This window comes from Atlantibacter sp. RC6 (assembly GCF_014193285.1).
Taxonomy (GTDB): Bacteria; Pseudomonadota; Gammaproteobacteria; order Enterobacterales; family Enterobacteriaceae; genus Atlantibacter.
Genome location: NZ_JACHZE010000003.1, coordinates 452,911 through 465,768, shown reverse-complemented (window position 1 = coordinate 465,768; position 12,858 = coordinate 452,911). Strand labels below are relative to the sequence as shown.

Annotated in this window: 11 protein-coding genes; 4 read left to right on the top strand and 7 right to left on the bottom strand. The window is 55.5% G+C overall.

Annotated elements, in window-relative coordinates; all coding sequences use genetic code 11:
* Position 1: 1 nt before the first annotated feature.
* The 4 genes from FHW74_RS10170 to FHW74_RS10155 form a co-directional block, all read right to left on the bottom strand.
* Positions 2-2,026, bottom strand: a complete 2,025-nt coding sequence (locus tag FHW74_RS10170; protein ID WP_183170320.1) for a capsular polysaccharide biosynthesis protein — start codon at positions 2,024-2,026, stop codon at positions 2-4.
* Between the two features lie 52 nt (positions 2,027-2,078).
* On the bottom strand, positions 2,079-3,749 hold the full coding sequence (locus FHW74_RS10165; RefSeq protein WP_183170319.1) for a polysaccharide biosynthesis/export family protein: 1,671 nt from the start codon (positions 3,747-3,749) through the stop codon (positions 2,079-2,081).
* Between the two features lie 23 nt (positions 3,750-3,772).
* Positions 3,773-4,924 (bottom strand): capsule biosynthesis protein, encoded by a 1,152-nt coding sequence (locus FHW74_RS10160; RefSeq protein WP_183170318.1) that lies wholly within the window; start codon positions 4,922-4,924, stop codon positions 3,773-3,775.
* A 67-nt stretch (positions 4,925-4,991) separates the two neighbouring features.
* Positions 4,992-5,969 carry an SIS domain-containing protein gene (locus tag FHW74_RS10155; protein ID WP_183170317.1) on the bottom strand — a complete coding sequence of 326 codons (978 nt, stop codon included), beginning with the start codon at positions 5,967-5,969 and terminating at the stop codon, positions 4,992-4,994.
* 65 nt (positions 5,970-6,034) lie between these two features.
* On the opposite strand from FHW74_RS10155, the gene FHW74_RS10150 reads away from it, so the two are divergent.
* On the top strand, positions 6,035-6,226 hold the full coding sequence (locus tag FHW74_RS10150; RefSeq protein WP_183170316.1) for a hypothetical protein: 192 nt from the start codon (positions 6,035-6,037) through the stop codon (positions 6,224-6,226).
* Positions 6,227-6,392: 166 nt separating this feature from the next.
* On the opposite strand, the gene ettA is transcribed toward FHW74_RS10150, so the two are convergent.
* Complete coding sequence (gene ettA, locus FHW74_RS10145) at positions 6,393-8,060, bottom strand: energy-dependent translational throttle protein EttA (protein ID WP_183170315.1); 1,668 nt, start codon at positions 8,058-8,060, stop codon at positions 6,393-6,395.
* A gap of 231 nt (positions 8,061-8,291) precedes the next feature.
* Between ettA and sltY the strand changes: the two genes are divergently transcribed.
* Together sltY and trpR are read left to right on the top strand one after the other, a co-directional pair.
* Positions 8,292-10,226 (top strand): murein transglycosylase, encoded by a 1,935-nt coding sequence (gene sltY, locus FHW74_RS10140; protein WP_183170314.1) that lies wholly within the window; start codon positions 8,292-8,294, stop codon positions 10,224-10,226.
* 61 nt (positions 10,227-10,287) lie between these two features.
* Positions 10,288-10,617 (top strand): trp operon repressor, encoded by a 330-nt coding sequence (gene trpR, locus FHW74_RS10135; RefSeq protein WP_125293093.1) that lies wholly within the window; start codon positions 10,288-10,290, stop codon positions 10,615-10,617.
* Here trpR and yjjX read toward each other — a convergent pair.
* Complete coding sequence (gene yjjX / locus FHW74_RS10130; protein WP_183170313.1) at positions 10,608-11,123, bottom strand: inosine/xanthosine triphosphatase; 516 nt, start codon at positions 11,121-11,123, stop codon at positions 10,608-10,610. The two genes, trpR and yjjX, sit on opposite strands and share 10 nt — an antisense overlap.
* A gap of 54 nt (positions 11,124-11,177) precedes the next feature.
* On the opposite strand from yjjX, the gene gpmB reads away from it, so the two are divergent.
* Positions 11,178-11,825, top strand: coding sequence for a 2,3-diphosphoglycerate-dependent phosphoglycerate mutase GpmB (gpmB, locus tag FHW74_RS10125; protein ID WP_183170312.1), 648 nt, complete (start codon positions 11,178-11,180; stop codon positions 11,823-11,825).
* Here gpmB and robA read toward each other — a convergent pair.
* Positions 11,822-12,694, bottom strand: a complete 873-nt coding sequence (gene robA, locus FHW74_RS10120) for an MDR efflux pump AcrAB transcriptional activator RobA (RefSeq protein ID WP_183170311.1) — start codon at positions 12,692-12,694, stop codon at positions 11,822-11,824. The two genes, gpmB and robA, sit on opposite strands and share 4 nt — an antisense overlap.
* Positions 12,695-12,858 lie beyond the last annotated feature (164 nt).

Genomic DNA, 12,858 nt, shown 5'->3' with positions numbered 1-12,858 from the left:
CTCAACCGAACTTCACTTTGAAAAACATTTTGGCTTTACGAACTTTGCGGCTTATTCGGCTGAGCTGTTTACTGTCCGCTTTCATCTCTCCACGTGGCGCACTCTTCAATACACGCACCGCTTCCTCCACCGTCATGGGCTCCTGCCGGATCGGATGCATGTACGTCGGATATTCAATTAACGCCTGGTAAATCAGATCCTCAAGGCTCAGCCGGTGAATACGGCGCGCCAGCGTATGCTCATCATGCGTCAGCCCCCAACCGGCGTAGAACGGCATTCCATAGCAGTAGACCTGTTTGCCATGCAGCAGCGCTTCAAAGCCTGATAGCGAGGTCATGGTGTGAAGTTCATCGGCCAGCTGGATGCAGTGAATAATATCGGCATCCCGCGCCTCACAATCTGCCCAGGCGGCAAGATCTTCCGGGCTAATCTGCCCCTGGCGATTCCCCACTACCACATCAGGATGAGGTTTGTAGATAACAAACGCGTCAGGGTTGCGTTCGCGCACGGTTCGCAGTAAATCGCGGTTGGTGTTGATGGATAACGTGCCGGTGGCGATAGAGGCGTCGTCCTCTACCTGTCCGGGCACCAGCAGAATGCGTTTACCCGTGGCGACAGCAGGCAGTTGCCAGGCGCCGCCCAGGTTATATTTGCTGAGCTTATGAGCCACCAGGCTCTGGCGTAGCGCTTGCGCTCGTTGGGACTGGGATTCGGTTAATGCGCTGGCGTTAAGCAAATTTTCCAAATCGCTGGGGCGACGTGCATCGTAGTAGATACCGGTTTTATCAAGCACCAGTGAGAGCGGAGGCAGTAAATCGGAACCCAGGCCTGACGAGCGGATAAATCCATCTTCCATGCGCCATAGCGGCAGCGATTTTTGTTGGGCTAATGACTGCCATTTCGCTTCGCCGCGCGTACCCCATACCACGCAGGCGGTTGCGTCTTTATCGCGTCTTGAAAAGTTGAGGCGGTTATCTGCCGTTTTAAGAAACGGTTTCAATACCGAACATTTCCATAAGCTCAGGCCGGGTGCCCAAAGGTGACCGGTGCGGGCTAAATTATGTCGGCGCTGTAGAGCCAGCCATTCCACAACCACACGCAAATCTGCGGGCTCGCCGGTTATCGGGTTACGGTAGCGGGTGTAGCGCAGGTAGGCGGCGGTGAACAGCGTTTCCAGCGTGGCAGGCTGGCGTCGTGCGGCCAGCGTAGCGGCTTCGGCATGACGATCGTCAGTGAGCCCCCAACCGGCGTACCAGGGTTGACCAAAGCAGACGACGGGTTTGCCCGCCAGCAAAGCCTCAAAACCGTACTGGGAGGTGACGACGTAAACTTTATCCATATGGCGCAGCAGCGACTGCGGGCTGACGTCCTGAGCAAACAGCTGGATTTGCGCATCGTTTTTCAATCCGGCGAAATAGCCCGCTTTTTTACCACACAGTACATCGGGGTGTACTTTCACCAGGATCCGCGCATCAGGATTTTCGCGCCGCGCGGTTTCCAGCATCTCTGTAAAACTCGAAGGGCTGGCATTGCCCTTGCTAACAGAGACATCACCAACGGTTTGATCGACCACCAGCACCTGTTTGCCGTCCCTGCTATCGGGGCGCCAGGGGGCAGCCTGGTTGTATTTCGAGAGATCATAGCTGACGATGTCCGCCATCAACTGGCGCGCCTCGTCGGCCAGCGGCGCGTTGCCAGCGGAGTCCTTAATCAGCGTTTCGAGCGTGCTCGGCGTTGAGGCATCGTAATACATACCCTGGTAATCAACGACCATCGACAACGGCGGGCAACCCTGTACGCCCAGACCCAACGAACGGATAAAACCATCCTCAAGGCGCACAACAGGTAAGCGGGCTGCCTGCGCCATTTCAGCAGGCTTACGGGCGCTCGGGCGAAAGCCCCACACCGCGACGGCGTTAATACCCGGCGGTACCGGGCGTTGTGATGACAATTTTTGATGGGGGCCGGGCAAAAAGCTTTCGCGAAACGGAATGCGCCAGATACCCCCGGAAAATATGCCTAACACCGTGTATGCCTCTCCCTGATTACCCCTGCCCACGTATGGGCAGGACCGATGGTTACAACGTCAGAATGACTTTTGCCGCCACTGCCAGTTGGTACAGGATCGTGGAAATGCCGCGCGTAACTTCGATGTTTTTCGACTCGTACTTCGGCAATACCATGATCTCGTCACCAGGACGCATTTCTTTAACGTCATCGGCGTTGAGCGCTTCGCCGTTCTGACGGATCACGATGATTTTGGCGTTACCCGATTTCTGCGTCAGACCGCCGCATTTCTCGATGTACTCTTCCGGATCTAAACCTTTCTCCCAGCTTACGGCGTTCGGGAACAGCACTTCGCCGTGAACCATGACCAAAGACGTTTTCTCCGGGATGCTAATCACATCGCCATCTTCCAGCAGTACCGAGTCGATGTTTGTCTCGTTCAGCACCACTTCGCCTTTTGGCACCACGGTGCGGGCTTTAGCGACGAAGCGGCTGACCAGTTGCGCTTCTTGCATGCGTAAGCGCGCTTCTTCTTGCGTGGAGGATTGCGCAGAAAGCGAGGCCTGCTCCAGTTTTTGCAGGGTGACATCGAGCATCTCTTTTTGACGCAGCGCCACGGAGCGGCGATACAGTTGGATGGCATCCATCTGCGACATGCTGTTTGGACGCACCTGCGCCAGCACCTGGCGCATTGTCGCGCCATATGGCAGCACAATGGCGTGCTCGCCGGAGTGCGCGCCTTCTACACGCACCTGAATGGTGCCGGCGTAGCGGTCGGAACTGACCACCAGTTTATCGCCATCCTGCAAGGTACGGCCCGGCGCAGAGCTCAGCGGATAATATTCACTGCGCTTCATCGTGCCCTGCTGGCGAATGATCGTCATATGGGTGGCGCCTGGCTTAGGCCGCGCCCAGCTCAGGGCTTCAGTCACAGGAATGGTGCTATTAGCGAATTCGAAGTCATAGCTGTTGAATACGTCGCCTTCAACGCTAAACGTGTGCTGGCGTGGGCCAACCACGATGGTGTCGCCATCGGAGAACTGCGACAGCGCCAGATTGCCGCTGAGCAGAAAGTCATAGAGATTAACGCGCGAGCGCACGCGGGTGCCGCGTTTAACGACGATATCCACATAGCTGCCGCGATCGCTGTCAACGCCGCCTGCTTTACTCAGGTAAGAAAGCAGTGAGTCAGACGCTACGCCACCGTACAGGCCAGGATTGCGCACATAGCCGGTTACGAATACTTTGACCGGCTGCGCCTGCACCAGCGAGGCATAGACGTTAACGTTCGCCTGGTACACTTCTTTCACTTTGCTGGTCACTAAGGTATTCAACTGCCCGTTGGTAATCCCGGCGACTTTCAACGGGCCGACGTTAGGCAGGAAGATATTGCCTTTCGGATCAACGGTTAACGCGCCGTCAAAGCTGAATGCGCCCCACAAGCGGATTTGAATGGTATCGCCGAGTCCAATCACGTAGCTCGGGTTAAAACCGATGCTGGCACCGCTGTCTGCGGTAGAGGAGGTGAAAAGCTGGGCACCGAACATACGGCTCATGACCGACGCGCTGGCAGGAGGCGGTGAGTTATCAAATCCATCGCTGGAAACGGCCTGTTGGTTCTGGCCGGGCAGCAGATCCGGCATTGGCGCGCCCGTGAGGTTAGGGTCGGCACTGATGCCGACAGCGTTAGCCTGTGCTAACTGACAGGCCAGGGCAACGCAAATCCATTTTAATAATTTCATAGCAAACTCAGTGATGACTCTTATTAATCTTTGTGATCTTCAATAACCGCCAACAGCAGTTTTATGGTTCCGAACAATAAGCCGCACACCAGCAACCAACTGGCGAGCAGGTATGGAATGTTCGGAAAGCGTGATTCTTCAGGACGTTGCGGCGAGCTAATGACGGACAACACTTTCAGCTTACGCGCCGCTTCAACGCGGGTTTTCTCGATGGATGTGAGCGCCAGCTTGTAGATTTCCGTATCAAACGCAACCTGAGATTTAATCTCTTCGAAATCTACCGCCATCCGGTTGAGCTTATGGCCGTCCGGCGCGGTGATTTTGCTTTTCTCTTCTTCAATCTGGCTGGCAAGCGAGTCAATGGCATTACGCGCACTCACGACCTGCGGCGCATCTTCGCGCAAATAGGTCAGCAGGTTACGCAGCTCGGCTTCCATCTGGATTTTCTGGCCCATCAGGGTGTTGACCAGGGTAGTTGCGGCCAAGGCCTGAGCCTGCGGATCAAGCACGTTATTGCTGTTCTGATAGGTGAGCAACAGGCGTTTGCTTTCATCTAATCTGGCGCGCGCTTTTTCCATCTCGCTTTCGGCGAACTGCTGTTGATCACGGGCAATACGGTGGGAGAGTTCGTTAATAAAACGCTCAGATTCTTTCAGCACGGCCTGGTTGAAGCGTTGGGCGAATTCCGGGGTGAAGCCCTGCGTCTGGATGGTCAACAGGCCGTTTTTATCATCCCAGGTGACCGCGATGCGGTTGCGGTAATAATCAAGAAACTTTTCTGCCGTTACCTGGCGCGGGAGGTGATAGAAAAAATCCAGGCCACTATGGCTGTATGCTTCATGAAAGTTAAGCTGCTTATCGAGGATAGCCAGCATATCCGGTGAATTGATGTACTCTTTCAGATACAGGGCATCTTCAACCGAGCTGGGATTCGATGCACCTAACAGCAGCCCCACGTTGAGGCTGCTGCCGTCGATATCACTGGAACGCTTAATCGCTACGGTAGACTCGCTGACATAGCGTGGCTGACTAAAAATCACCAGATAGACAATCAATAGCGTCATGGGGATCAGGACGACTAATTTTCCCAAATGTCGTTGAATAGTTTCCAGATTAATGACAGCCAATCTACGCTTTACCGCTGGAACAGCGGTTCTAACTTTCTCAATAAACATGCCAGTTTCGTCATCTACAGGAGCGATTTGCGCTCGGTTTCTTTTGCAGGGGATCCCTGTCAAATCATTAATTGAAAATGCGTAATAAGCCCACGATGTCGTCACTTTCAGTGACCAGCAGCGAAGAAACACGCCGTTTCTGCATAATCTCTTCTGCTTCCACCACCATCATTTGCGGGCTAATCGTCAGTGGCTGGCGCGTCATCATTTGCTCTGCGGTGGCTGTCAGGAAGTCGTCATGCTTTTCCATGAAACGACGCAGGTCGCCGTCGGTGATAATCCCAGCCAGGCAATGCTGTTCGGTCACTGCGACCATTCCCTGGCAACCGCTGGAGATGGCTTGAATCACGCTTTTGAAATCAGCGTCTATGTCGATCGTCGGCACCTGATGAGTCATCACGTCGCTGACGCGGGTAAGCAGCCGGCGACCTAAAGAACCGCCTGGGTGATAGCGGGCAAAATCATCGGAGCGGAACTGGCGTTTCTCCATTAACGCAATGGCTAGCGCATCGCCAATCGCCATGGTAAGCGTGGTGGAGGTGGTGGGCGCGAGGTTATTCGGGCAGGCTTCGCTGTCCATATGCAGCTCGAGCACCGCATCAGCGTGCTTCGCAAGGGTGGACTGACCGTTGTTGGTAATCGCGACAATGCGATTGCCGAAATTTTTCAGCGACGGGATCAGCTTGAGGATCTCATCGGTCTCGCCGCTGGCGGAAATCAAAATCAACAGATCGTAAGGCGTAATCATCCCGAGATCGCCGTGGAATGCTTCCGCCGGATGAATAAAAAAGCTGGGCGTGCCGGTGGAGGCCATCGTGGCGGACATTTTCCGGCCCACGTGCCCCGATTTTCCCATGCCCGATAAGATTACATGACCTTTGCATTCCAGCATCATGTTTAGGGCGGCGGTGTATTGGGTTGCGTCGACTTTTTGCGACAATCTGGACAATGCCTGGCCTTGTTCGCTTAAGGTCCGTTGCACGGCACCGAGCAGAGTTGCGTCGATATGGGCTGGCGTTACGTCGATTTGAGATAGCTCAGACATACTCATTCCTTTGAAAGATCGTCACAGCAGCGGGCCGTGACTGAACTTAATCATTAAATTCGGTAATGAATCTTGGCGTATTTCGTCTGCATCGTCGTGCTTCAGGATTAGCGCTGAAAAGCAATACTGGAGGGAATGGAACAAATATTGCTAACGTTAATTTCAAACAAAGCATTCGTGTCGTACCGAAGTACTTCAAGCAAGCGGAAAAGCAGGGGATTTTTAACACAGTAAAAGCCGCTAAACAAGAACAATGAGAAAATTCTGACATCAGGATTAGGCGATAAAAAGCGCGCCCAGCCAGTGGCCTTCAGTCCCTGTTTTGCTTAACGCAAAATATCTCAATAAATCAGAGAAGTGCTCAACTACTTATCCTGGTAGGGGGAAGGAAAAAAATGGCCCTCTGTTTGAGGGCCATTATGTTTATTTAGCGATACGTTTGTACTTAATACGCTTCGGCTCCAGCGCGTCAGCGCCGAGGGTGCGTTTTTTATACTCTTCGTATTCGGTAAAGTTACCTTCGAAGAATTCCACTTTACCTTCGTCCTGGTAATCCAGGATATGGGTCGCGATACGGTCCAGGAACCAACGGTCGTGCGAGATAACCATTGCGCAGCCCGGGAATTCCAACAGGGCGTTTTCCAGCGCGCGCAGGGTTTCGATATCCAGGTCGTTGGTCGGTTCATCGAGCAGCAGCACGTTGCCGCCCACCTGTAACAGCTTCGCCAGGTGCAGACGGCCGCGTTCACCGCCGGACAGTTCGCCCACGCGTTTGCCCTGATCCACGCCTTTGAAGTTAAAGCGGCCCACGTAGGCGCGGCTTGGCATTTCGGTGTTGCCGATACGCATGATATCCAGCCCGCCGGAAACTTCTTCCCATACGGTTTTGCTGTTGTCCATGCTGTCGCGGAACTGGTCCACGGACGCCAGCTTCACGGTTTCACCCAGGGTGATGGTGCCGCTGTCCGGCTGTTCCTGGCCTGACATCATGCGGAACAGGGTGGATTTACCCGCGCCGTTCGGGCCGATGATGCCGACAATCGCGCCTTTAGGCACCGAGAAGCTCAGATCGTCAATCAACACGCGATCGCCGTAGGATTTACGCAAGTTAGCCACTTCAACCACTTTATCCCCCAGACGCGCTCCCGGTGGAATAAACAGTTCGTTGGTTTCGTTACGTTTCTGGTATTCGGTGTTGTTCAGCTCTTCAAAACGCGCCAGGCGGGCTTTGCCCTTGGACTGACGGCCTTTCGCGCCCTGGCGCACCCACTCCAGCTCTTTCTCAATGGACTTACGGCGTGCCGCTTCCTGTGAGGCTTCCTGCGCCAGACGCTGATCTTTCTGCTCCAGCCAGGAGGAGTAGTTGCCTTCCCACGGAATGCCTTCGCCACGGTCCAGCTCCAGGATCCAACCGGCAACGTTATCGAGGAAGTAACGGTCGTGGGTGATGGCCACCACGGTGCCTTCGAAGTCGTGCAGGAAGCGCTCAAGCCAGGCCACGGATTCGGCATCCAGGTGGTTGGTCGGTTCGTCGAGCAGCAGCATATCTGGTTTTTCCAGCAGCAGGCGGCACAGCGCGACGCGGCGGCGTTCACCACCGGAGAGATTGCCGATTTTGGCATCCCAGTCCGGCAGGCGCAGCGCATCGGCGGCACGCTCCAGCTGGATGTTCAGGTTGTGGCCATCATGGGCCTGGATGATCTCTTCAAACTTGCCCTGCTGTGCGGCCAGTTTATCGAAGTCGGCGTCCGGCTCGGCGTATTTGGCATACACTTCATCGAGGCCTTTCAGCGCGTTAACCACTTCGGAAACCGCTTCTTCCACGGATTCACGCACAGTGTGTTCAGTATTGAGCTGCGGCTCCTGCGGCAGATAACCGATTTTAATGCCAGGCTGCGGACGCGCTTCGCCTTCGATATCGGTATCAATGCCCGCCATAATGCGCAGCAGGGTGGATTTACCGGCGCCGTTCAGGCCCAGCACCCCGATTTTCGCCCCGGGGAAAAAGCTCAGAGAGATGTTTTTAAGAATATGGCGTTTCGGCGGAACCACTTTGCCGACACGATGCATGGTATAAACGAATTGAGCCACGTTGCGACTTCGCCTCTTTATATTCATTGGTGATGTGATTAGTGGCGAAGTGTAGCCTTTTTCCCGGGGTAATCCCAGCATCGCGGGCGCGGAGTGTTAGCTCGCGCGCAGCCGGCTTTAACGTAAAAAAATGTCCACGACGTGGCGCAACCGCAAACCCCTGGTTAGCATAAAGTATCGTATTACAGCGGCATGATGCCGCAGCCGTTAATCCATCATGAGGGATGTCGAGTGATGAAAGCTAAACAGACCGCCTGGCGAGTGCTGACTGCGGGCGTGTGTCTGATGACCATTAGCCAGGCTGCATGGGCTGATTCGCTGGAAGAGCAGCGCAGCCGCTACGCGCAGGTTAAGCAGGCCTGGGATAACCGCCAGATGGATACCGTGGCGCAATTGATGCCCACCCTGACCGAGTATCCGCTCTATCCTTATTTACAATATCGTCAGCTCACTGACGATCTTATGAATCAACCGGCGCTTACCGTCACGCAGTTTGTGCGCGCCAACCCGACGCTGCCGCCCGCCAGAACCCTGACCAACCGCTTTGTTAATGAACTGGCGCGCCGTGAGGACTGGCGCGGGCTGCTGGCGTTTAGCCCGCAGCCGCCTTCCGCTACGGAAGCGAAATGTAACTATTACTACGCCAAGTGGAATACCGGCGATACCGCTACGGCGTACAGCGGGGCGAAAGAGATTTGGTTGACCGGGAAGAACCTGCCGTCGGCCTGCGATCGGCTGTTTTCCGCCTGGCGTAGCTCCGGCCAACAAGATCCGCTGGCTTACCTTGAGCGCATTCGCCTGGCGATGAAAGAGGGCAATACCCAACTGGTGACCAATCTGGCGTCCCAGATGCCGGCGGAATACCAGACCGTCTCCAGCGCGCTGGTCAGCCTGGCGAACGATCCCAACAGCGTGTTGACCTTTGCCCGCAGCGTCGGTTCGACCGATTTTACCCGCCAAATGGCGGCGGTGGCCTTTGCCAGCGTAGCGCGCCAGGATGCGGAAAACGCCCGGCTGATGATCCCCTCGCTGGTGCAGGCGCAGCAGCTTAACGACGCCCAGGCCCAGGAGTTAAGAGACCTGGTGGCGTGGCGGCTCATGGGCAATGACATTACCAGCGAGCAGGCCCGCTGGCGCGACGACGTGATTATGCGTTCGGAATCCACTTCGTTGATTGAGCGGCGCATCCGCATGGCGCTGGGCACCGGCGATCGCGTCGGGCTAAATACCTGGCTGGCGCGGCTGCCGATGGAAGCCAAAGAAAAAGACGAATGGCGCTACTGGCAGGCGGATTTACTGCTGGAGCGTGGCCGCAACGAAGAGGCTAATCAGATCCTGCGCTCGTTGATGCAGCAGCGCGGCTTTTATCCGATGGCGGCGGCTCAGCGCTTAAATGAAGAGTATCCACTGCGGGTGGATAAAGCGCCGAAAGGCGACTCCGCGCTGTTCCAGGGCGCAGAGATGGCGCGGGTGCGCGAACTCATGTACTGGGGGCTGGATAATACGGCGCGCAGTGAATGGGCGAACCTGATCACCAGCCGCCCCAGCCAGGAGCAGGCGGCGCTGGCGCGTTATGCGTTTGACCGCGACTGGTGGGATCTCAGCGTGCAAGCCACCATCGCCGGTAAGCTGTGGGATCATCTTGAAGAGCGCTTCCCGCTGGCCTATGAAAACCTGTTTAAGCGCTACGTCAGCGGTAAAGACATTTCGCAAAGCTACGCGATGGCGATCGCCCGCCAGGAGAGCGCATGGAACCCGAAAGTGCGCTCGCCGGTCGGCGCGTCGGGGCTGATGCAGATCATGCCCGCCACTGCCGCGCATACTGTGCAGAAGTTTGGTATTCCGGGCTACAGCGGCGTGAATCAACTGCTCGATCCAGAAACCAATATCACTATCGGTACTCAGTATCTGGAATCGGTGTATCAGCAGTTTGGCGATAACCGTATTTTTGCCTCAGCGGCGTATAACGCCGGGCCGGGCAGGTTGCGCACCTGGCTTGGCAACAGCGCGGGCAGGATCGACGCGGTGGCATTTGTCGAAAGCATTCCATTTTCAGAAACCCGCGGCTATGTGAAAAACGTGCTGGCCTATGACGCCTACTACCGTTATTTCATGGGCGATAAGCCGTATCTGATGACGCAGAATGAGTGGCAACGTCGTTACTGATGATGAGCAATATGTTATGCTGCTGTACTAGTTAACGAGTATGAAGGTAGGGCGGCATAACATGACTCAACAATCACCCTGGTCCGCAGCGCAGGATGAACAGAGCCAACAGGAATGGCTACGCTTTGTGGATCTCCTGAAGCAGTCCTTCGACAACCAGCTTCATCTTCCTTTATTGACGCTGCTCCTGACGCCGGACGAACGGACGGCGCTCGGGACGCGCGTGCGCATTATTGAAGAACTGCTGCGCGGCGAGATGAGCCAGCGCGAGCTAAAAAGCGAGCTGGGGGCAGGCATTGCGACCATCACGCGCGGCTCCAACAGCCTGAAGTCCGCCCCGGTAGAGCTACGCGCCTGGCTTGAAGAGATTTTACTGAAAACTCAGCGATAAACGGCGTTGTGAAACGGTGACAGAGCCAGTACCACCGCCTGATGGTAAACGCTGCTGCGGGTCAGCGCGCCGGCGGTAAATACGCCAATCGCCCCTTCTTTACGGCCGATTTCATTAATGCCGGTATAGGCCGACATCACCGGGCCGAGCGCCTGGCCCGCGCGGACTTTTTCCAGAATCACGGCGGGAAGGGGTAGCGTGGCGGATCGCGCTTCGCCGCGCTGTTGCGCATTTTCGATGACCACCCAACTAAAGGTACTGTCGTCATCAATACCGGCTTCAATGGCCACCCAGAAATCGGCATCCGGGCACAGCGCACGGGCATTGACCACGCGATTGCGTGCGCCGAGACGCGTTTCATGACTTCCGAGGGGTTGTTCCGGCACGCCGCTCTCGACGTCCACCGAGGTGATGTGGCAGGATCCTGGTGTGAAGATCTCGTTAAATGCCTGCAGAATCGCCTGAATTTTGGCGGGATTAGTGGTAGCGCAGATAACGTGGTACATAATATTTAACGTCTCGTCTTAATCAATATCGTCGCAGTATAACGGATAAAAAGTATGTTACAGGTATACCTTGTTCGTCACGGTGAAACGCAGTGGAATGCTGAACGTCGCATTCAGGGCCAGTCTGACAGCAAACTCACCGAGAAGGGTGAGCGCCAGGCGTATCAGGTGGGGGAGCGCGTCAAAACGCTGGGCATTACCCACGTGATTGCCAGCGATCTGGGGCGGACGCGCCGCACGGCGGAAATTATCGCCGATGCCTGCGGCTGCGAGGTCACCTATGATCCGCGCCTGCGCGAGCTGGATATGGGGGTGCTGGAACAGCGCCATATCGACGCGTTAACCGAAGAAGAGGAGGGCTGGCGCCGTCAGCTGGTTAACGGGACGGAAGAAGGGCGTATTCCTGATGGCGAATCAATGTTTGAACTCAGCGAGCGTATGCATGCGGCGTTAAATGCCTGTCTGTCACTGCCGAAAGGCAGCCGTCCGCTGCTGGTCAGCCACGGTATGGCGCTGGGTTGCCTGGTGAGCACCATTCTTGGTTTGCCGGCCTGGGCGGAGCGTCGTTTACGTCTGCGTAATTGCTCGATTTCGCGGGTGGATTACCAGGAAAGCGCCTGGCTGGCGTCGGGATGGGTAGTGGAAACGGCGGGCGACGTCTCGCATCTGGACGCCCCCGCGCTGGATGAGTTACAGCGCTAAGCGCGGCGAACCGGGATCAGGTAATCGCAACGCAACTGGATTGGGCGCTCACCCCGTTTAGCGTCTTCAGCGGGGAAGTAGCGCTCAATATCCACGCCGCGACGGCGCGTCAGCCCGAGCTTCGGCATCACGGTGCCGTAGAGTAAAAAGATAAACTCCTGCAGCCCGGTGCCCAGCCCTTCATAGGTAAACTGCACATAATCGCCGCCTTCCACCGTTACCGGGTGGCAGTCCTGGATATGGCCGTTAATCAACTCCGGCGACAGCGCGGTGGTATACAGCACTTCCTGATCATCTTCCCTTTCCATGCTGGGGCGTGATTCATTCAGGCCATACAGAACAGGCGGGATATCCGGCGAATTCCCCAGAAACGCTTGCCAGAACTGCACGCGCATTTCATGGCGCAGTTCCGCCATCTCTTCCAGTGAACAGACGTAGCTCTGAGTCAGCCCTGTCAGGTGCAGGACGGGAAGAGTGACGAATTCATGCACCGGAAGCGGCGTATTATCCAGGCTGAGCGGTGAACGCATACCCTGCGCGTTCCAGTCGGAAGAGCGGCGGTAAAGTGCTGGCGTCACCGAGAACTGCTTCTTGAATGCCCGGGTAAAGGTCTGCTGTGAATCGAAGCGATACTGTAACGCGATATCCAGAATAGGCCGCGAGGTTAAACGCAGGGCGACAGCGGATTTGGATAAACGGCGCGCACGGATGTATGCGCCGATAGCATGACCCGTAACATCTTTGAACATTCTTTGCAGATGCCACTTGGAATAGCCCGCTTTCGTTGCCACATTATCGAGAGACAGGGGTTGATCCAGATGGCCTTCCAGCCAGCTTAGTAAATCGCGAATAATCCCGGCCTGATCCATATATGTTCCTCATCCATAATACACCTGGGTGTTTTCGGTAGCGGATAGTAACATTCTTTAGTCTTTTAACGCTGGGTGTTTTTTTTAACAAAATGTGCCAGATTTGGCATTAATATATTCTTAAATTAATAATAACGTGAAATTTAAAGATATTTATCACCACA